Raw genomic sequence first — 20313 nt, forward strand, 5'->3', positions numbered from 1 at the left:
CGCCAATGATGCCGAGCCGTAACGACCGTCATCGGCGTGCCACGGAAAGTACGTATTTCCGCAACGCAGCGTAGCTAGGCACCGCCGCAGGGCGCGGGGAGTAGTGCCTGAAAAAACGATCACATCGGGGACCACATCATGCGCCGTTTCACGCTTTGCCTGCTCGCGGGCGCCGCCCTCGCCTGGCCGCTCGCCGCCTCCGCGCGCGATGCCGCTCCCGCTCCGGCCCCGGAAGCCCCCGTCGCCGACACCGCCGCGCCGGTCGAGGACGCGGCGAGCAGCGACATCATCATCGTCGGCAAGGGCGAGACGCGGCAGGTCCAGCAGCTCGGCCAGGCCGACCTCGCGATCCTCGCGCCGGGCACCAGCCCGTTGAAGGCGATCGCCAAGCTGCCCAACGTCAACTTCCAGTCGGCCGACGCGTTCGGTGCCTATGAATGGTCGCAGCGCGTCTCGATCCGCAGCTTCAACCAGAACCAGATCGGCTTCACGCTCGACGGCATCCCGCTCGGCGACGGGTCGTATGGCAACACCAACGGGTTGCACATCAGCCGCGCGATCTCGTCGGAGAATATCGGCCGCACGCTCGTCTCGCAGGGGGCGGGTTCGATCGGCACGCAGGCGACCAACAATCTCGGCGGGACGATCGAATTCTTCTCGAGCGATCCCGCGGCGACGCCCGGGCTGCAGCTCAACGGCACCTATGGCAGCGCCAATACCGTGCGCGCGTTCGGCCGGCTCGATACCGGCGTGCTCGGCGACAATGGTCCGAGCGCCTACGTCTCCTACGGTTTCCTCGATACCGACAAATGGAAGGGCTTCGGCGTCCAGCGGCAGAACCAGGTCAACGCCAAGTTCGTCGCGCCGGTCGGCGCGGTGCGGCTGGTCGGCACGTTCGATTATTCGGATCGCCGCGAGCAGGACTATCAGGATCTGTCGCTCGATATGATCAAGCGGCTGGGCTACCGGAACGACAACATCGCCAACAACTTTCCGCTCGCCGTGCTGATCGCCGATACCGGCGCGAACAGCGGCTATACCGGCGCACCCAAGCTCAACCCGGCGGCGGGCACCGTCACGCCGGCGCCCTATGCCAATGCCGACGACGTCTATTTCGACGCGGCGGGCCTGCGCGAGGATTATCTCGCCTCGCTCGGCGTCGAGACCGCCAAGGGCGCGACCGTACATGGCGAGTTGAAGGCCTATTATCACGCCAACCACGGCCAGGGCCTGTGGTTCACGCCCTATGTCCCGTCGCCGTCGGGCGTGCCGATCTCGGTCCGGACGACCGAATATGACATCCACCGCAAGGGCGTGTTCGGCTCGCTCGGCACCAAGCTCGGCTTCAACGACATCACCGTCGGCGGCTGGTACGAGCTGAACGATTTCCGCCAGGCGCGCCGCTTCTACGGCCTCGACAGCCGCACCGCGCCGACCCGCAGCGCGCGCGAATTCCAGTATATTCCGTTCGCGACGCAGTGGTACAACACCTACCAGACCGACACCGTGCAATATTACGTCCAGGACAAGATCGCGCTCGGCGATCTGACGGTCGATTTCGGCTGGAAGGGCTTTGCCGTCACCAACAAGGCGACCCCGATCGTGTCGGGCGGGCTCGCCTCGGGCCGGATCCAGGTGAAGGATTTCTTCCAGCCGCACGCCGGGCTCAACTACCGCATCGGCAGCGCCTTCGAACTGTTCGGCGATTTCACCGAGGTTACCCGCGCCTTCGTCGCCTCGGCGACGAGCGGGCCGTTCGCCACGACGCAGGCCGGGTTCAACGCCCTGCTCACCACCAACAAGCTCAAGCCCGAATCGTCGGACACCTATGAGGTTGGCGGGCGCTATCATTATCGCGGGATCAACGCGCTGATCGCGGGCTACTATGTCGACTTCCAGAACCGCACGCTCGCGCAGACGGTCGGGTCGGGGATCCAGGGCAATCCGCCGATCCTGTCGAACGTCGGCTCGGTCCGCGCCTACGGCATCGAGACCGCGCTCGAGGCGAAGATCGGCTACGGCTTCGGCGTCTATGCGTCGTACAGCTACAACGACTCGACCTACCGCAATAACGTGACCGTCGGCGGCGTGCTGCAGGCGATCCGCGGCAAGCAGACCGTCGACACGCCCAAGCATCTCGCCAAGGCCGAGCTGACCTATGACAAAGGCATGTTCTTCGGCCGCTTCGGCGCGGATTATATGAGCCGCCGCTACTTCACCTACACCAACGACCAGTCGGTCCCCGACCGCGTGCTGGTCGACGCGACGATCGGCGCGCGCCTGACGATCGCCGATCGCAAGTTCGAGATCCAGGCGAACGCGACCAACCTGTTCGACAAGAAATATGTCGCGACGATCGGGTCGAACGGCTTCGGCTATTCGGGCGACAACCAGACGCTGCTCGCGGGCGCGCCGGCGCAATATTTCGTGACGATCAAGGCGGGGTTCTAAGCGCCGTTCTCCGGCGAGCGCAGGGATCGAGGGTTGCGGGCGCTCCGCTCGTAACCCTGGATCGCTGCGTCCGCGGCGAACGATCGATGTCGCGAGAAACATTGTCTCGTCTGCGCCGGATCGCCCCGCTACACCTTCGCTCAAACGATAAAGGGGCAGGGTGGATGCGGGGATTGCGGCGGGTGGCGGTCGGGATGATCGCGCTGGTGGTGCTGGTCGCGATCGGGCTGGCGGTGTGGGAGCAGTTCGTCGCCACCGCCGCCGCGCCGCCGCCTGCGCATCGCTATGACAGCGTGATCGCGCGCGACCGCTTCGGCGTGCCGCACATCTTCGGCAAGACCGATCCCGACGTTGCCTACGGTGTCGCTTACGCGCATGCCGAGGACGATTTCGCGACGCTGCAGGAGGCGGTCGCGATGGCGCGCGGGCGGCTCGGCGCGATGATCGGGGCGGATGGCGCGAAGGTCGACTATACACTCGCCCTGCTCGGCGCGCGCGCGACTGCGCATCGCGACTATTTCAAGCAGCCGGCCGATGTCCGCGCGCTGCTCGACGCCTATGCCAGCGGGCTCAACGCCTATGCCAGGCGCCACCCCGGCGAGATCCGGCTCGCGCGGTTGTTCCCGACCAATGGCGAGGACATCGCGACCGGCTTCGTGTTGCGCACGCCGTTCTTCTTCGGGCTCGACCAGACGCTCGGCGCGCTGTCGGGCGACAAGCCGCTGCCGGCCGAGAGCGCGGGCGCGGTGCCCGACAGCCCCGACCCGACCGCGCTCCCCGCGACCGGCGAGGCGATGCCCAACGGCTCGAACGCCTTCGTCGTCGCGCCCAGGCGATCGGCCGATGGCTTCACCCGCGTGATCTCGAACTCGCACCAGCCGTGGAGCGGGCCGGTCGCGTGGTACGAGCTCAGCGTGCAATCGGGCACCGGCTGGCATTTCTCGGGCGCGACCTTCCCCGGCGTGCCCTTCCCGGTGCTCGGGCATAACGAACATCTGGGGTGGACCAACACCGTCAACCGCCCCGATCTGACCGACGTCTACAAGCTGGTGCGCAATGCCGCGGGAACGGAGTATCGCTTCGACGGCAAGTGGCTCCCGCTCGAGGCGCAGCGCGTGTGGCTCAAGGTGCGCTTCGGCCCGTTCGTGCTGCCGATCCCCAAGATGGTCTATCGCGCGGTGCAGGGGCCGGTGATCGTCAACAAGAGCGGCGCCTATGCGATCCGCTATGCCGGCGCCGACCAGCTCCGCATGGTCGAGGAATATTACCGCCTGACGCGGGCGCGAAACTTCGAGGAGTGGCAGAAGGCGCTGGCGATCCAGGGTGTGTCGGCGACCAACTTCCTCTACGGCGATGCGACGGGCAACATCGCCTATGTCTACAATGCGAGCTTCCCCAACCGGAAGCCGGGGTTCGATTACCGCCACGTCCTGCCCGGCGACACGTCGCGCGATCTTGCAGCCGGAACGGTGCCGTTCGCGCAGGTGCCGCGCAACGTGAACCCGGCCTCGGGCTATCTCGCCAACGCGAACAACACGCCGTTCCAGGCGGCGGGGGCGGGGTCCGAGCTCAAGCCTGCGGACTATTCGCCGCTGCTCGGGATCGAGACCGACACGACCAATCGCGGGACGCGCGCGGTCGAACTGCTCGGCGCCGACCCGTCGATCTCGGCCGACGATCTGCTGCGGATCAAGTTCGACACCGGGGTCAGCCGCTTGAGCTGGGCAGCGAAATGGTATGGTGACGTCGCCGGGGTCGATCCGAAGGACGACGCGCAGCTCAAGCAAGCGCTTGGCCTGCTGCGCGGCTGGAACTGGAATTTCGACGGGCATCATTCGGGCCAGGCGCTCGCCGCGATCCTGCTGCGGACGGGGCAGAAATGGCATTATCAGCGCCGTCCCGAGCTCGACCCGCGCGACGCACTCGCCAAGGCGGCGGCGTATTTGCAGACGCATTTCGGCACGCTCGATCCGCCGCTCGGCACGCTGCTGCGCTTGCGGCATGGCGGCGTCGACCTGCCGCTCGACGGTGCACCCGACGTGCTCCGCGCCGCCTCGACGTGGGACGAGGCCAAGGACGGGCGGCTCGTCGTCAACCATGGCGACAGTTTCATCATGGTGATGGCGTGGGACAAGGCCGGGCGCGTCGCGTCGCAGTCGATCCAGCCCTATGGCGCCGCGACGACGCGGCCGCAGTCGCCGCATTATGCCGACCAGGCGCCGTTGTTCGCGGCGCACAGGTTCAAGCCGGTGCTGTTCTGGCGCGACGATCTCAAGCGCAACGTCGAGCGTGTGTACCGGCCCTGATGGCTCCCCTCCCTTCCAGGGAGGGGAGGAAGAGCCAAGCCCTCCTTTCCAACCAAGCTAGAGGAAGCGATTGCTACCGCTGGAGCGCTGCTATAGCCTTCCACCACAGTCCTGTTTTCAGACACAATTCCCGGGGGATCTTCATGACCGTCAAGCTGCTCGCGCTCTCTGGTGTAGCGCTCGCGACCTTTGTCACGCCCGCACTCGCGCAGACCACGCCGAAGCCCGTCCCCGTCGCCGATCTCGTTCGCCAGGTCGACATCCCCTATAGCGAATTCCGCCTGCCGAACGGCCTGCGCGTGATCGTCAACACCGATCGCAAGGCGCCGGTCGTCGCGGTGTCGGTGTGGTACAATGTCGGCTCGAAGTTCGAAACCAAGGGCAAGACCGGCTTCGCGCATCTGTTCGAGCATCTGATGTTCAACGGCAGCGAGAACGCGCCGAAGGACTATTTCACCTACACCAAGGAAATCGGCGCGACCGATCTCAACGGTACGACCTATTTCGACCGTACCAACTATTTCGAAACGGTGCCGGTGGCGGCGCTCGAGCGCGCGCTGTTCCTCGAGAGCGACCGGATGGGCTATCTGCTCGGCGCGATCACGCCCGCCGTCGTCGACGAGCAGCGCGGCGTCGTCCAGAACGAGAAGCGCCAGGGCGACAACCAGCCGTTCGGCCTGGTCGAATATAAGCAGACCGAGGCGCTGTTCCCGGCGACGCACCCCTACGGCCACACCACGATCGGCTCGATGAGCGATCTCGACAGCGCCAGCGTCGCCGACGTGAAAGACTGGTTCCGCAGCCATTACGGCCCCAACAACGCCGTGCTGGTGCTGTCGGGCGATGTCGACGTCGCCACCGCCAGGACGCTCGTCACCAAATATTTCGGCGCGATCCCGAAGGGGCCCGAGAGCGTCGTCCCTGCCGCCGACGTCCCGACGCTCGCCGCGCCGAAGGTCGAGACGATGAAGGATCGTGTCTCGAACACGCGGATCTACCGGATGTGGGCGGTGCCTGGCATCGACAATACCGATTCGGTCGCGCTCGACGTGGCGGCGGGGGTGCTCGGCGGGCTGTCGAGCAGCCGGCTCGACAATGCGCTGGTGCGCAAGGAGAAGATCGCCGTCCGCGTTTCGGCGAATAACGAGAGCTTCGCGCAGATCGGCATGTTCGTCGTCAGCGCCGACGCGAAGCCCGGCGTCGATCCCGCGCTCGTCGCCAAGCGGCTCGACGAGATTATCGCCGACGTCATCGCCAACGGCCCGACCGCCGACGAGGTTGCGCGGGTCGCCACGCGCGATACCGCGGCGCGGATCGCCGGGCTCGAATCGACCGGCGGCTTCGGTGGCAAGGCGGTCGCGCTCGCCGAGGGCGCGCTCTATCGGAACGATCCCGGTTTCTACAAGAAACAGCTCGCCGAGCTGGCTGGCGAGACGCCGGCGCGGGTCAAGGCGGCGACCGCCAAGTGGCTGACCCGCCCGGTCTATGCGCTGACCGTCGTGCCCGGTGCGCGCGAGGCCTATGTCGAGGCGACCCCGCCGGTGAAGGTCGCGATCGCGCCCGAGCCCGAATTCAAGGGAACGCGCGGCGCACTGCCGCCGGTCGGCACGCTGTCGAGCCTGGTCTTCCCGAAGGTCGAGCATAGCAAGCTCAAGAACGGCATCGAGCTGGTCTACGCCTATCGCAACGCCGTGCCGATCACGCAGGCCGCGATCAGCTTCGACGCCGGCGTCGCCGCCGACGTGCCGGGCAAGCTCGGCACGCAGCAACTGACGCTCGACATGCTCGACGAAGGCACGACGACGCGCGATTCGATCGCGATCGCCGAGGCCAAGGAACGGCTGGGCACGACCATCACCAGCGGTTCGGCCCCGGATCGCACCGTCGTCGGCTTCTTCACGCCGAGCGCCAACCTCGCCGCGTCGACCGAATTGCTGTCGGACATCGTCCGCCATCCGCGCTTCGACCCGGCCGAGGTCGCGCGCGTGAAGAACCAGCAGCTCGCGCGCATCTCCGCTGAGCTGACCAGCCCGCAGGGCCTCGCCTCGCGCGTCTATCCCAAGCTCGTCTATGGCGCCGGTTACCCCTACGCCAAGGGCATCGGTGCAGGCGATCCCAAGGCGGTGGCGGCGCTGACGCGCGACGACCTCGTCGCCTTCCAGCAGGCATGGCTGCGCCCCGACAAGGCCAAGATCTTCGTCGTCAGCGATCGCCCGCTTGCCGAGGTCAAGGCGGCGTTCGACGCGCGCTTCGGCGACTGGACGCCGACCGGTCCCGCCGGCGTCAAGGATTTCAGCAAGGCCGCGACGCCGTCGACGCCCAAGATCGTGCTGATCGACCGGCCCGATTCGCCGCAGTCGTTCATCATCGCGGGCGCGCCGACGCCGCTCGTCGGCACCGACGACCTGCTGACCGTGACCACCGCGAACGATTCGCTCGGCGGCGATTTCCTGTCGCGCGTGAACATGGATCTGCGCGAGGCGCGGCACTGGTCGTACGGCGTCAACGGCTCGTTCCGCCGTGCGCAATATGCAACGCCCTATCTGCTCGGCACCGGCGTGCAGGCCGACCGGACCGGCGATTCGATCAAGTCGCTCCAGGTCGACTTCAAGGAGTTCCTGACGACCAAGGGCATCACCGACACCGAGTTCGCGCAGACGATCACCGATTCGGTGCGCTCGCTGCCGGGCAATTTCGAGACGTCGGGGGCGGTGCTCGGCGCGCTGCAGTCGAACGACCTCTACCGCCGGCCCGACGATTATTATGCGACGCTGCCGCAAAAATATCGCGCGATGACCAAGGGCGAGCTTGACGCTGCGGCACGCGCCGCGCTCGACCCGAGCCGCTTCGTGTGGGTCGTCGTCGGCGACGCCGCCAAGGTCCGCGGTCAGCTTGACAGCATCGGGTTGCCGGTCGAGGTGGTCCCCGCGGCATCCGTTGCGGATGTGCGCTAGAAATTTTTGGCAGGAGAGACATCATGGCTGCAGTTGATGGGACGTGGGATACGGTCGTCAAATCGCCGCTCGGCGACCAGAAGGCGACGCTGACGGTCAAGACCGACGGCAACAGCTGGACCGGGTCGCAGACCGGCGCGATGGGGTCGGTCGAGATCACCGACGGCACGGTCGAGGGGGACACGATCAGCTGGAAGATGTCGATCGTCGTGCCGATGCCGATGACGCTCGATTGCAAGGCGACGGCCGAGGGCGACACGCTTACCGGCACCGTCGGTGCGGGCGCGTTCGGCAGCTTCCCGATGACGGGCACGCGCGCGGCGTAAGCTGCGGGGTTCGTTAGGCTGAAGACGGCTCGCTTTCCGAACGGAAAGCGGGCCGTTTTTGTTTTGCGTGCTCCTCTCCCGCGTGCGGGAGAGGCAACGAAGACTTGAGGCGTGCTTCTTCAGCACGGCCCTAGTCGCAGTCGGTGAGGGCCTTCTTTTGGTCCTGGTCCGGAAAAAAGACCCTCACCCAACCCTCTCCCGCAAAGGGCGGGAGAGGGCCAAGCGGCGCTACCGCCCCAGCCGGGTGACATGCCCCATCTTGCGCCCGGGCCGCGTTTCCTTGCCGTAGAGGTGGAGGTGCGCGCCCGGCTCGGCGAGGATCTCGGACCAGCGGTCGGCCTCGTGCCCGATCAGATTTTCCATCGCGACCGTGGGCGCGGTCAGCCCGGTGTCGCCGAGCGGCAGCCCGCAGATCGCGCGGATGTGGTTCTCGAATTGCGAGCAGACCGCGCCCTCGATCGTCCAATGCCCCGAATTGTGGACGCGCGGCGCCATCTCGTTGAACACCGGCCCGTCGCGCCCGGCGAAGAATTCGCAGGCGAGCACGCCGACATAGTCGAGCCGGTCGGCGATCCGCCCGGCGAGCGCCGCCGCCTCGCCCCATTGCGCGGCGATCTCGGCCGGCGCCGGCAGCGTCGAGCGCGCCAGCACGCCGTCGCGATGCTCGTTCCATGGCGGCGGATAGCTCACCATCTGGCCGTCGGCGCCGCGCACCAGCAGGATCGAGAATTCGTGGCTGAACGACACGAACCCCTCGAGGATCGCGGGCCGCGCACCGATCGCGTCCCACGCGGCGTCGATCTCGTCGGCGGCGGTGATGCGCACCTGGCCCTTGCCGTCATAGCCCAGTCGCAGCGTCTTGAGGATTGCCGGCGTGCCGATCTCGGCGACCGCGGCGTGCAACTGCGCGAGCGTCTCGACCTTGGCCCAGGGCGCGGTGCGCCCGCCGAGCTCGCCGACATAGCTTTTCTCGGCGGCGCGATCCTGCGCGATGCCGAGCGCTGCGGGGGCAGGGTGAACCGGCAGCTTGCCCGCGAGATAGCGCACCGGATCGAGCGCGATATTCTCGAACTCATAGGTGACCACGTCGGCCGCGGCGGCGAATTCGTCGAGCACGATGCGGCTGTGATAATCGGCGCGGGTGAAGCTCGACGCGGTCTGCGCGGCGACGGCTTCCTCGTCGGGCGCGAGGATGCGCGTGTGATAGCCGAGCTGTGCCGCCGCCACCGCGAGCATCCGCCCGAGCTGCCCGCCGCCGAGGATGCCGATGGTCGAGCCGGGGGGGAGGGGGGTCATGCTTGGGTATCCGCTGTAGAGGCGTGTGGTCGGCCGATTGTCATCCTCCCCTCCCTGGAAGGGAGGGGCTGGGGGTGGGTTGCTATGGGGCTGGTGACCCGCTCGATAACGGGCCGACCCACCCCCGTCCCCTCCCTTCCAGGGAGGGGAGAACGAACGGTGGCGGGCGTCATTCCGGGTCGATCGCGACGCCTTCGGTCTGCGCCGCGCGCCACGCCTGCAACCGCGCGCCGAGCGCCTCGTCCGAGAGCGCGAGGATCGCCGCGGCGAGCAACGCCGCATTCTTCGCACCCGCCTTACCGATCGCGAGCGTGCCGACCGGAATGCCGGCGGGCATCTGGACGATCGAATAGAGGCTGTCCAAGCCCTTCATCGTCTTGCTTTCGACCGGCACGCCGAGCACCGGCAGGTGCGTCATCGCCGCCGCCATGCCGGGCAGATGCGCCGCGCCGCCCGCGCCCGCGATCACGACCTTGAGCCCGCGCTCGGCCGCGCCGGTCGCATAGTCGTAGAGCCGCTTCGGGGTGCGGTGCGCCGAGACCACCTTCGCTTCATGCGCGACGCCGAGCTCTTCGAGCAGATCGGCGGCATGGTGCATCGTCTCCCAATCGGACGTGCTGCCCATGATGATGCCGACGAGGGGGGACGCGCTGGATGCCATCGCGCCGGACTAGCGGGCGGGCTGCCGCAGGGCAACCACCCGCCGGCTCATATCGCTTGCGGAACTTGTTCGGCTCGGTGCGGGTTGAACGGGTCCAGATTGGTCATAATGGACACACGCTTATGAACCGCATTTCCACCGTTTCGTCCGTCGCGCTCGCGGCGGTCCTCGCCTTCGCCGCCCCGGCCTTCGCCGAGGGCAAGCACGATCGCGCCGAGCAGGCGATCGCCGAGGCCAAGGCCAAGATCCAGGCCTCCGCGCAGGTCGGCGCCACCGCCGAGACGCCGCGTCTCCAGGCCGATGCGCAGGCGCAGCTGCGCGCTGCCGAGGAACATCTCGCCGCCGGCAAGAAGGCGCAGGCGATCGAGGACGCGCACCGTGCGTCGCAGCTTGCCGACACCGCGCTTGGTCAGGCGCAGCGCGCCCGCACCGACGCCGCGCGCGCCGCGACCTCGAATGCGCGTAACGCCGCGCAAGACGCGCAGGCCGATGCGGCTGCCGCCAACGCCCGCGCCGATGCCGCCGAGCAGGCCGCGGCCAGCGCTGCCGCCGATGCAGCCGCCGCGCGCTCGGCGCCGCCGGTCGTCGTCCAGGCGCCTGCCCCGACCACGACGATCACCACCGAGACGACCAAGACCGCCGCTCCGGTCGTGCGCCGTACCGCGGTGAAGAAGGTCGTCGTGCGCAAGCCCGTCGTCCGCCGCGTCACGCCGCGCGTGACCGAGAAGACCACGACGACGGTCACGACAGGCCAGTAAGCCCGCGAAATCCTCCCCCGCGCAGCGGGGGAGGGGGCCATGAGCATTTAGCGAATGGTGGCGCGGAGCTCTCCGCGGGCGGTGCGCTTGTGGCGGCCCCCCCCTCCACCACCAGCCTGAAGGAGGCTGGTGGTCCCCCTCCCCCGCTTGCGCGAGGGAGGATTTGCAGTCTCAGCGCTCGCTCAGATAATAGCGGTCGGTCGCGGCGAGCGTATCGTCGAGCTCGTAAACGATGGGCTGACCGGTCGGGATTTCGAGCGTGGTGATCTCGTCGTCGGGGATCCCCGAGAGATGCTTGACCAATGCCCGCAGCGAGTTGCCGTGCGCCGATATGACGACGCGCTGGCCGTTGTGCAGCGCCGGCGCGATGCGGCCCTCCCAATAAGGGAGCACGCGCGCGATCGTGTCCTTCAGGCTCTCGGTGTCGGGAATGGCGATCCCGGCATAGCGACGGTCCTTCGACAGATCGTAGTCGCTTCCGGCCTCGAGCGGCGGCGGCGGGATGTCGAAGCTGCGGCGCCAGATATGCACCTGCTCGGCGCCATGCTTGGCCGCTGTCTCGGCCTTGTCGAGCCCGGTCAGCCCACCATAATGCCGCTCGTTGAGGCGCCAGTCCTTCTCGACCGGAAGCCACAGCCGCCGCATTTCCTCGAGCGCCAAGTTGAGCGTCTTGATCGCGCGGGTCTGGAGCGAGGTGAAGCAGAGGTCGAAATCGAGCCCCTTTTCCGCCATCAGCCGCCCCGCGGCGCGCGCTTCCTCGACGCCCTTGTCGGTCAGGTCGACGTCCCACCAGCCGGTGAAGCGATTCTCGAGGTTCCAGGCCGACTGGCCGTGGCGGATCAGGACGAGCGTTGGCATGTGAGTCTCCATTTCGTCGCCCCGGCGCAGGCCGGGGCCGCTGGGTTTTTCCAGCGTCGGACAGGTGCAGAGCGGCCCCGGCCTGCGCCGGGGCGACGGTCAGATCGTGTCGATCATGTCGGCGAGTACCTCGAGGCAGGCGTGCGCCAGCGTCTTCGAACGCGCGCCCGACCAGCCGAATTCGGCGTCGGGGTTGGGATCATGATCCTTGAACGGCATTTCGAGCGTCATCGACACCGCGCCAAAGCGCTCGGCGAGCTGGTTGGTCGACATCGCCAGATTGGCCCGGCCGGGCGCTGCCTTGTCATAGCCGCGCGCTGTCTGGAAATCGGGCGAATGCGCTTCGAGCCGCTGGCCGAACTCGGTATATTTGGCGCCGAGCGCGTCGGTCCACGACGGAATGCCCTCGAACCCGGCGAGGAAGTTGGCCGGGATCGCCTCGTCGCCATGCACGTCCATCGCGAACGCCACGCCGGTCGCGTCCATCGCATTGCGGACGCACAGCACTTCGGGGCTCTTCTCGAGGGTAGGCGTGTGCCATTCGCGGTTGAGGTTGATCCCCGCCGCATTGGTGCGCAGGTGGCCGCGGAACGACCCGTCGGGGTTCATGTTGGGCACGCAGTGGAAGGTCGCCTTCTCGCGCAGTGCGACAGCCACCGGGTTGGCGGCATCGGTCAGCCATTCGAGCGCGCCTTCCATCCACCATTCGGCCATGCTCTCGCCGGGATGCTGGCGCGCATAGAGCCAGACCTGCTTGGGGCCGGTGCCGATATCGAGGCAGTCGATCGCGCGCCCGTCGAGCGACTGGCCGAGCTCGCGGTGCGTCACGCCCGGCGCGAGCGCGATGCGCGCGACCAGCGCGTCGTGGCGCTCGATCGAATAGGGTTCGAAATAGGCGAACCAGACGAGCTCGCTCGACCCGGTCCATTCGAATTCGAGCATGCCGTCGACATAGCGCGTAGGGATCATCCGCCACGCTTCCCGATCGGTGCTCGCGCGGACCTTGTAGCCCGGCCAGCCGAACGGATAGGCCGACTGCCCGGCATTGCGGATCCGGAAGGTCAGCGTCCGCCCCTTCGCGCCCGCGACGCGGAAGTGGAACCACTGGAAGAAATCCGACAGGTGATCCTGGCGGATCGTCAAATCGACGCGGTCGCCGTCGATGGCGACCACGTCGATGTTCCCGCTATCGAAAGCGGCGTTGATGGTGATGCTCATCGCACCGTGATAGTGCGCCCCGATTCCCCGGGGAAGCCCAGGAACAGCGCATGTGCCAATTTTGCGGCGGCGGCGTTGGCCTGTGCGGCGGGCGCCTCGCCGGGCGCGAAGGTCTGCGCGTGGCCTTCCCAGATCACCGTCGCGTCGCGGCGACGACGGATCTGCACCGTCAGGTCGGTGAGCACGACGGTGCGATAGCGCTGCTTGCCGATCGGGAAGGAGATGCCGCCGCCGAGCCCGACGCCGCCACCACCGCCGCGATAGCCGCCACCGCTATAGCCACCGCCACCCAGGCCGATGCTCACGCCGCTGCCGCCGCTCCGCGACGGGGCGGGGCGCGTCGTGCGGGTGAAGCTGACCACTGCGAGATATTGTGCCGCCGGGTCGCTGGTCGGCACGGTGAAGCCGTGGCCGAGCGCCTCGGTCTGCACTGCGGCGGCATAGGTCTTATATTCGAGGCTCGGGGGCGCGCCGCCCGGCGCGGGCTCGACCGCGAGCGTACCGGTTTCGAGCGGGGCACTGATCGATCCCAGGTGAAAGCGCGTCACCTCGACCGGGCCGCTCGTCGTCGTCGTCGCGCAGGCGCTCAAGCTCGCTGCCGCCGCGATCGCCATTCCCAAAGCCAGCTTCATAACTCTCGTCCTCGTCTACGCAGTCGTTGCAGGAGTGTAACGCCCGGACCCGGCCTCCGGGTTCCGTCGCCATAGCGGGGCAAATCGGCGCGGTCGCGCTTGACTTGAGGGGCACCCGACCATATGCGCAGCCGCTCTTTTCCACATTCCAGATTTTGCAAAGCGAATCGATCATGAAGATCCGCAATTCCCTGAAGTCGCTCAAGGGCCGTCACCGCGATAACCGCGTGATCCGTCGTCGTGGGCGTACCTACATCATCAACAAGACCAACCGCCGCTTCAAGGCCCGCCAGGGCTGAACGACGTGACGCGGGCCGTCGTCTTCGACGTCGGCAACGTCTTGTACGACTGGAATCCCAGATTCCTCTACGAGCGCCTGATCGGTGACGATCGGGCGCTCGATGCGTTCCTGCGCGACGTCGCGACCAAGGATTGGCACTTCCAGCACGATGCTGGCCGCCCGTTCGCCGAGACCTCGGCCGAACTCGCCGCCGCGCATCCGCAGTATGCCCATCTGATCGCGGCGTGGGGGCCACGCTTTACCGAGCAACTCGGCGGGATGCTGCCGGGGATGCAGGAGCTCGTGCGCGAGCTCGATGCCGCCGGCGTGCCGCTCTATGCGATCACCAATTTCTCGGGCGAGTTCTGGCCCGCCTTCCGCGAGCGCGAGGCGGAACTGTTCGATCGCTTTCGCGGCATCCTGGTGTCGGGCGACGAACTGCTGACCAAGCCCGACCCGGCGATCTATCGCCTCGCGCTCGACCGTTTCGGGCTGCGCGCCGAGGACACGCTGTTCGTCGACGATCGCGAAGACAATGTCGCGGGTGCGCGCGGCGTGGGGATGGGGGCGGTGATCTTTACCGATGCGCCCGCCCTGCGCGCGGATCTGGCGCGTTACGGGGTTCTCGCGACGCCCGCTCTTTAAGCGCTTTCCCTATCGACCCCCTTCGTCACCCCGGCCCTGTGCCGGGGCCCACCGTGCCGCGCGCGCTCGGGCAGTGAGACGCGCATCCCGGTGGACCCCGGGACAAGCCCGGGGTGACGGATGAAGGGGTGTCGGGTGCAGCGAGCGCCTAGCCCGCATACCCCTTGAGCTCGTCGCCATTGATCCGCACGACATGCAGCACGTTGGTCGAGCCCGGCGTCTTGAACGGCACGCCGGCGATCAGGATCACGCGGTCGCCGGCCTTGGCGAGCCCGTGGCGCAGCGCCATGCGCTTGGCCTTGGCGACCATCGCCTCGAACGAATCGACGTCCTTGGTCAGGATCGCATAGGCGCCCCACAGCAGGCCCGCACGGCGCGCCGTCTCTGGATTCGGGGTGAGGATCATCAACGGCACGCCGGGCCGCTCACGCGCGACACGCCGCGCGGTCGAGCCCGAGGCGGTGAAACAGATGATCGCCGCGGCATCGACCGTCTGCGCGATGTTCTTGGCGGCTTCCGCGAGCGCGTCGGCGGTGGTCGGGTCCGAGCGGATCACGGTGAAATGGATCCGGTCGCCGTGAGTCGGATCCTTTTCGACCGCCTCGCCGATCGCATTCATCATCGCCACCGATTCGGTCGGCCACGCGCCCGCCGCACTCTCGGCCGAGAGCATGATCGCGTCGGCACCGTCATAGATGGCGGTCGCGACGTCGGACACTTCGGCGCGCGTCGGCGAAGGCGAGGTGATCATCGATTCGAGCATCTGCGTCGCCACGACGACCGGGCGGCCGAGCCGGCGCGATACTTCGATGATGCGCTTCTGCAGCGGCGGCACCGTCTCGGGCGGCAGTTCGACGCCGAGATCGCCACGCGCGACCATCACGCCGTCGCAATTCTCGACGATCTCCTCGAGCCGGTCGATCGCCGAGGGCTTCTCGATCTTGGCGAGCAGCGACGCCCGGCCGCCGATCAGCTTGCGTGCCTCGGCGAGATCCTCGGGCCGCTGGACGAACGACAAAGCGATCCAGTCGACGCCCTGGTCGACCGCGAAGGCGAGGTCGCTGCGGTCCTTCTCGGTCAGCGCCGCCATCGGCACGACCACGTCGGGGACGTTGAGGCCCTTGTTGTTCGACAGCGCGCCGCCGACGACGACTTCGGTGACGATCGTCGTGTCGGTGTGGCTGGTCACGCGCAGCACGAGCTTGCCATCGTCGAGCAGCAGGCGCGCGCCGGGCTCGATCGCCTCGAAGATTTCGCGGTGCGGCAGTTCGACGCGGGTGGTGTCACCGGGCGTGGTGTCGCGGTCGAGCGTGAAGGTCTGGCCCTTGGTCAGCTCGATCTTGCCGCCCTCGAACTTGCCGACGCGGAGCTTTGGCCCCTGCAGATCGGCGAGGATCGTCGAGGGCCGGCCGTAGATCTTCTCGAGCCCACGGATCGACTGGATGACGGCGATCTTCGATTGCTGGTCGCCATGGCTCATATTGACGCGGAAGGCGTCGGCGCCGGCTTCGAAAAGCGCGGCGATCATTTCGGGGGTGCTGCTGGCTGGCCCGAGCGTGGCGAGGATGCGTACCTTGCGCGCGCGCGGGCGGATTGGCTTGATCATGGGGAGGTCCTTGCCGTGGGGAGGCTGTACGCCTGCTGCTCTACCTCCTATCTCGCCACGATCAACCGTGGAGCGAACAGATGCGCGATTTGGATGAACTGGATGATGCCGTAGCGGCGGCGGCGTTTCGGCGGCTGGTGCGCCATCTGCGCCACCGCAGCGACGCCGAGAATATCGACCTGATGGGGCTCGCCGGTTTCTGCCGCAACTGCCTGTCGGATTGGGTCGAAGAGGCCGATGGCGGCATGACCAAGGACGAGGCGCGCGCGATCGTCTACGGCATGCCCTATGCGCAGTGGAAAGCCGAGCATCAGGGCGACGCGACCCCCGAGCAGCTCGAGCGGATGCGCCAAAGCGTGGCGAAGAATGCGTGACGGCGGCGCCGCGCTGCCCTAAAGCGCGCGCCTTTCACTGATTCAAACCCCGGGGGATTTACCGTGAGCGACATCATCGCCGCCGACCAGCTACGCCTTCTCATCGAGCGCATCGAGCGCCTCGAGGAAGAAAAGAAGGGCATCGCCGACGACATCAAGGACGTGTACGGCGAGGCCAAGTCGACCGGTTTCGACGTCAAGACGATCCGCTCGATCGTGCGCCTGCGCAAGATGGAGAAGCATCACCGCGACGAGGCCGAGGCGCTGCTCGAAACCTACAAGCAGGCGCTTGGGCTCGACTGACCGACCCCTCTCCGTTCGTCCTGAGCTTGTCGAAGGACTGCACTTTCTTCTAACTGCGCCGCAGGAGAAGGGCAGGGCTTCGACGGGCCCCATGAAAATTCCATTTTCATGGGTACCCTGGCAGGCTCAGCCCGAACGGCAGTTTTCAGGACGACATCATGGCAGGCCATTCCAAATATAAGAACATCATGTACCGCAAGGGCGCGCAGGATAAGAAGCGCTCGGGCATGTTTTCCAAGCTGTCGCGCGAAATCACCGTCGCGGCGAAGATGGGCCTGCCCGATCCCGACATGAACCCGCGGCTGCGCATGGCGATCAACGCCGCCAAGGCGCAGTCGATGCCCAAGGACAACATCCAGCGCGCGGTCGACAAGGCATCGAAGGGCGATACCGAGAATTACGAGGAAATCCGCTACGAGGGCTTCGGCCCCGGCGGTGTCTCGCTGATCATCGAGGCGCTCACCGACAACCGCAACCGCACCGCGACCAACGTCCGCACCGGCATGGCCAAGAACGGCGGTAATCTCGGCGCGTCGGGCTCGGTCAGCCATGCGTTCGACCGGATGGGCTTGATCTCCTATCCGGCGACGGCGGGCGATGCCGAGAAGGTGTTCGAGGCGGCGCTCGAAGCCGGCGCCGAGGACGTCCAGTCGAGCGAGGAGGGCCATGAGATCTGGACCTCGAACGAATCGCTCCACGAAGTCGTCACCGCGCTGACCCCGGTGCTCGGCGAGCCCGAGGGCGCCAAGCTCGCCTGGCGCCCGCAGACGATGGTCGAGGTCGGCGAGGACGATGCGGCGACGCTGTTCAAGCTGATCGACACGCTCGACGACGATGACGACGTGCAGACGGTGTGGGGCAATTACGAAGTGTCCGACGCGATTTTGGAAAAATTGGGATGACCTTTTTCTCCCTCTCCCTGTGGGAGAGGAGTTTCGGGTCGGCCATGCCCGCGGCATGGCCTGAACAGCGCGGGGCGCTGTTCACCCGAAACTGGGCCCGCTCGGCACAGCCGAGTGGGAAGGGTGAGGGCAGTTACGGCGCTCTGTCCTCACCCTTCCGTCGCTTCGCTCCTCCCTCCCTCTCCCACAGGGAGAGGGAATTCAGATGCTGATCCTCGGCCTCGACCCCGGCCTCGGCACGACCGGCTGGGGCCTGATCCGCGCCGAGGGCAATCGCCTCAGCCATGTCGCCAACGGCAAGCTCAAGACCGACACCACCGCCACGCTCCCGCGCCGGCTCGCGCATCTCGACGCGATGCTCTCGGCGCTGATCATCGACCGAGCGCCCGATGGCTGCGCGGTCGAGGAGGTGTTCGTCAATTCCAACCCGCAATCGACCTTGAAGCTCGGTCAGGCGCGCGGCGTCGTGCTGTGCGCGGGCGCGCGCGCGGGACTCGAGGTTGGCGAATATGCCGCGCGACTCGTCAAGAAGGCGGTGGTCGGCACGGGCGCGGCGGAGAAGGCGCAGGTCCATGCGATGGTCTCGCGGCTGCTCCCCGGCGTGAAGATCGACGGCGCCGATGCGGCCGATGCGCTGGCGGTGGCGATCTGCCACGCGCACCATATCGCGAGCGCGCGGCGGCTGCCCTGATTTCGCTTTCCCGCAAGCGCCCGTTCCTGTTACGTACCTGCGCATGATCGCCCATCTCAAAGGCCGCCTCGACGCGACGGGACTCGACCATGCCGTGATCGACGTCGGCGGCGTCGGCTATCTCGTCGGCGCGTCGAGCCGTACGCTCGCCAGCATCGGCCCGGTCGGCGAAGCGGTGATGCTGCATACCGAGATGCTCGTGGCGGAGGATTTCATCCGCCTGGTCGGCTTTTCGAGCGCGGCCGAGCGCGACTGGTTCCGCTTGCTCACCGGCGTGCAGGGGGTCGGCGCGCGCGTCGCGTTGGCGATCCTGTCGGCGCTTGAGCCGACCGACCTCGCGCGCGCGATCGCGGCGCAGGACAAGGCAATGGTCGCGCGCTCGAACGGCGTCGGGCCCAAGCTTGCCGAACGGATCGTGCGCGAATTGAAGGACAAGATCGGCGGGGTCGAACTCGGCCACGCCGCATCGTCGATCGCGCCGGTCGGGGCGGGCGCGGATGCCGTCTCGGCGCTGCTCAACCTCGGCTTCCGCCCGGCCGAAGCATCGGGCGCGGTGGCGGCGGCGGAGGAGGAGCTTGGCGCCGGCGCGACGCTCGACGCGCTGGTGCGCCTCGCGCTGCGCAAGGCGGCGAAGTAGGATGGCGACGGTGCGGGAAACCGCGGACGGCAAAGACCGGAGCAACGTCTCGGATTGCGGCACGTCGTGAGCGAACCGGGATCAGATCCGCGAGGCGGGGGCGCCGTGCACGTGGTCCCGACGATCGAGCATATCCGCGATGTCCTCTGGGACGACGAAGGCGGCGTCGCGGAGATCTACAACCATCTGATTTATCGATTCGAAGCGTCGGGGATCATCGCGCGCGCCTATCTCGATGATCCCGACAAAGTGTCGATCATGGAGGTCGGCCCGGTGCCCGATCCGGTGCTCGACTATCTCAAGGATCGCTTCTGGCGGATCGACCAGATCGGCGCCCAAGGCTATCGAACGATTTGGACCGCATGACCGACAAGCCTCTCCTCTCTCCCGCGCGCACGCCCGAAGACGTCGATGCCGCGCTGCGCCCGAAATCGCTCGACGATTTCGTCGGGCAAAAGGCCGCGCGCGAGAATCTGCGGATCTTCATCGCCGCCGCCAAGGCGCGCGGCGATGCGCTCGATCACGTCCTGTTCTTCGGCCCGCCCGGGCTCGGCAAGACCACGCTCGCACAGATCGTCGCGCGCGAGATGGGCGTGGGCTTTCGCGCCACATCGGGGCCGGTGATCGCCAAGTCGGGCGATCTCGCTGCCTTGCTCACCAATCTCGAGGATGGTGATGTCCTGTTCATCGACGAGATCCACCGGCTCCAGCCTGCGGTCGAGGAAGTGCTCTACCCCGCGATGGAGGACCGTGCGCTCGATCTGATGATCGGCGAGGGGCCGTCGGCACGTTCGGTGCGGATCGATCTGCCGCGCTTCACGCTGATCGGCGCGACGACGCGACAGGGGCTGCTCACTACCCCCTTGCGCGATCGCTTCGGGATTCCGGTGCGGTTGAGCTTCTACAGCATCGAGGAGCTCGAGAAGGTCGTGTCGCGCGCGGCCGGGCTGCTCGACCTGCCGCTGTCGCCCGACGGGGCAACCGAAGTCGCGCGCCGCTCGCGCGGGACGCCGCGGATCGCCGGGCGCTTGCTGCGCCGCGTGCGCGATTTCGCGCATGCCGCGGGGCATGAACTGGTCGATGCGCGCGCCGCCGATGCCGCGCTCAACCGGCTCGAGGTCGACAAGCTCGGGCTCGATGCGATGGATCGCCGCTATCTGATGATGATCGCCGACATCTATCGCGGCGGCCCGGTCGGGGTCGAGACGCTCGCGGCGGGCCTGTCCGAACCGCGCGACACGATCGAGGAAGTGATCGAGCCCTATCTGATCCAATTGGGCCTCGTCGCGCGGACCGCGCGCGGGCGCTGCCTCAATGCGGGCGGGTGGAAGCATCTCGGGCTGACCCCGCCAGAGGGCGCGCAGGAGAGCCTGTTCGATAGCTGACCTAAAAGCCCCTCCCCTGAAGGGGAGAGG

20 protein-coding genes are annotated in these 20313 nt (G+C 67.4%); 14 read left to right on the top strand and 6 right to left on the bottom strand.

Annotation, left to right across the window (positions count from 1 at the left end):
• The first annotated feature begins 138 nt into the window (after window positions 1–138).
• The 4 genes from U1872_RS13280 to U1872_RS13295 all read left to right on the top strand — a co-directional run bounded on the left by U1872_RS13280 (window position 139) and on the right by U1872_RS13295 (window position 8037).
• Window positions 139–2451 carry a TonB-dependent receptor domain-containing protein gene (locus U1872_RS13280; RefSeq protein ID WP_332793369.1) on the top strand — a complete coding sequence of 771 codons (2313 nt, stop codon included), beginning with the start codon at window positions 139–141 and terminating at the stop codon, window positions 2449–2451.
• 164 nt (window positions 2452–2615) lie between these two features.
• Window positions 2616–4757 (top strand): penicillin acylase family protein, encoded by a 2142-nt coding sequence (locus U1872_RS13285; RefSeq protein WP_332793370.1) that lies wholly within the window; start codon window positions 2616–2618, stop codon window positions 4755–4757.
• A 143-nt stretch (window positions 4758–4900) separates the two neighbouring features.
• Window positions 4901–7711 carry a M16 family metallopeptidase gene (locus U1872_RS13290; RefSeq protein WP_332793371.1) on the top strand — a complete coding sequence of 937 codons (2811 nt, stop codon included), beginning with the start codon at window positions 4901–4903 and terminating at the stop codon, window positions 7709–7711.
• A gap of 23 nt (window positions 7712–7734) precedes the next feature.
• The gene (locus tag U1872_RS13295; protein WP_332793372.1) at window positions 7735–8037 is read left to right on the top strand and encodes a hypothetical protein; all 303 of its coding nucleotides are present in this window, start codon (window positions 7735–7737) and stop codon (window positions 8035–8037) included.
• A gap of 228 nt (window positions 8038–8265) precedes the next feature.
• Here U1872_RS13295 and U1872_RS13300 read toward each other — a convergent pair whose 3' ends face one another.
• Both U1872_RS13300 and purE read right to left on the bottom strand, forming a co-directional pair.
• The gene (locus U1872_RS13300; RefSeq protein ID WP_332793373.1) at window positions 8266–9333 is read right to left on the bottom strand and encodes a 5-(carboxyamino)imidazole ribonucleotide synthase; all 1068 of its coding nucleotides are present in this window, start codon (window positions 9331–9333) and stop codon (window positions 8266–8268) included.
• 169 nt (window positions 9334–9502) lie between these two features.
• Window positions 9503–9994 (bottom strand): 5-(carboxyamino)imidazole ribonucleotide mutase, encoded by a 492-nt coding sequence (purE, locus tag U1872_RS13305; protein ID WP_332793374.1) that lies wholly within the window; start codon window positions 9992–9994, stop codon window positions 9503–9505.
• Window positions 9995–10116: 122 nt separating this feature from the next.
• Here purE and U1872_RS13310 point away from each other — a divergent pair, with 122 nt between their 5' ends.
• Window positions 10117–10752, top strand: a complete 636-nt coding sequence (locus U1872_RS13310; protein WP_332793375.1) for a hypothetical protein — start codon at window positions 10117–10119, stop codon at window positions 10750–10752.
• A gap of 171 nt (window positions 10753–10923) precedes the next feature.
• Here the strand turns inward: U1872_RS13310 and gpmA are convergent, their stop codons facing one another.
• The 3 genes from gpmA to U1872_RS13325 form a co-directional block, all read right to left on the bottom strand.
• The gene (gene gpmA, locus U1872_RS13315; RefSeq protein ID WP_332793376.1) at window positions 10924–11610 is read right to left on the bottom strand and encodes a 2,3-diphosphoglycerate-dependent phosphoglycerate mutase; all 687 of its coding nucleotides are present in this window, start codon (window positions 11608–11610) and stop codon (window positions 10924–10926) included.
• A gap of 99 nt (window positions 11611–11709) precedes the next feature.
• Window positions 11710–12828 carry a M14 family metallopeptidase gene (locus tag U1872_RS13320; RefSeq protein ID WP_332793377.1) on the bottom strand — a complete coding sequence of 373 codons (1119 nt, stop codon included), beginning with the start codon at window positions 12826–12828 and terminating at the stop codon, window positions 11710–11712.
• A complete protein-coding gene (locus tag U1872_RS13325; protein ID WP_332793378.1) occupies window positions 12825–13460 on the bottom strand; it encodes a DUF4136 domain-containing protein in 636 nt (211 codons plus the stop codon). The genes U1872_RS13320 and U1872_RS13325 overlap by 4 nt, the downstream gene beginning before the upstream one ends.
• A gap of 173 nt (window positions 13461–13633) precedes the next feature.
• On the opposite strand from U1872_RS13325, the gene ykgO reads away from it, so the two are divergent.
• Both ykgO and U1872_RS13335 read left to right on the top strand, forming a co-directional pair.
• Window positions 13634–13759 (top strand): type B 50S ribosomal protein L36, encoded by a 126-nt coding sequence (ykgO, locus tag U1872_RS13330; protein WP_010160916.1) that lies wholly within the window; start codon window positions 13634–13636, stop codon window positions 13757–13759.
• Complete coding sequence (locus tag U1872_RS13335; RefSeq protein WP_332793635.1) at window positions 13756–14385, top strand: HAD family hydrolase; 630 nt, start codon at window positions 13756–13758, stop codon at window positions 14383–14385. The genes ykgO and U1872_RS13335 overlap by 4 nt, the downstream gene beginning before the upstream one ends.
• Before the next feature lie 148 nt (window positions 14386–14533).
• Here the strand turns inward: U1872_RS13335 and pyk are convergent, their stop codons facing one another.
• Window positions 14534–15991, bottom strand: a complete 1458-nt coding sequence (gene pyk, locus U1872_RS13340; protein WP_332793379.1) for a pyruvate kinase — start codon at window positions 15989–15991, stop codon at window positions 14534–14536.
• 80 nt (window positions 15992–16071) lie between these two features.
• Here pyk and U1872_RS13345 point away from each other — a divergent pair, with 80 nt between their 5' ends.
• The 7 genes from U1872_RS13345 (at window position 16072) to ruvB (ending at window position 20283) form a co-directional block, all read left to right on the top strand.
• Window positions 16072–16365, top strand: coding sequence for a DUF1244 domain-containing protein (locus U1872_RS13345; RefSeq protein WP_332793380.1), 294 nt, complete (start codon window positions 16072–16074; stop codon window positions 16363–16365).
• A gap of 63 nt (window positions 16366–16428) precedes the next feature.
• Window positions 16429–16668 carry a DUF2312 domain-containing protein gene (locus U1872_RS13350; RefSeq protein WP_332793381.1) on the top strand — a complete coding sequence of 80 codons (240 nt, stop codon included), beginning with the start codon at window positions 16429–16431 and terminating at the stop codon, window positions 16666–16668.
• Between the two features lie 158 nt (window positions 16669–16826).
• On the top strand, window positions 16827–17570 hold the full coding sequence (locus tag U1872_RS13355) for a YebC/PmpR family DNA-binding transcriptional regulator (protein ID WP_332793382.1): 744 nt from the start codon (window positions 16827–16829) through the stop codon (window positions 17568–17570).
• 205 nt (window positions 17571–17775) lie between these two features.
• Window positions 17776–18261 carry a crossover junction endodeoxyribonuclease RuvC gene (ruvC, locus tag U1872_RS13360; RefSeq protein WP_332793383.1) on the top strand — a complete coding sequence of 162 codons (486 nt, stop codon included), beginning with the start codon at window positions 17776–17778 and terminating at the stop codon, window positions 18259–18261.
• A gap of 43 nt (window positions 18262–18304) precedes the next feature.
• Window positions 18305–18898, top strand: coding sequence for a Holliday junction branch migration protein RuvA (gene ruvA, locus U1872_RS13365; protein ID WP_332793384.1), 594 nt, complete (start codon window positions 18305–18307; stop codon window positions 18896–18898).
• A gap of 105 nt (window positions 18899–19003) precedes the next feature.
• The gene (locus U1872_RS13370) at window positions 19004–19264 is read left to right on the top strand and encodes a hypothetical protein (protein WP_332793385.1); all 261 of its coding nucleotides are present in this window, start codon (window positions 19004–19006) and stop codon (window positions 19262–19264) included.
• Complete coding sequence (ruvB, locus tag U1872_RS13375) at window positions 19261–20283, top strand: Holliday junction branch migration DNA helicase RuvB (protein WP_332793386.1); 1023 nt, start codon at window positions 19261–19263, stop codon at window positions 20281–20283. Before U1872_RS13370 ends, ruvB begins: the two co-directional genes overlap by 4 nt.
• The last annotated feature ends 30 nt before the right edge of the window (window positions 20284–20313 follow it).

Origin of the sequence: Parasphingomonas frigoris (genome assembly GCF_036663815.1) — a bacterium.
Classification (GTDB): Bacteria; Pseudomonadota; Alphaproteobacteria; order Sphingomonadales; family Sphingomonadaceae; genus Sphingomonas.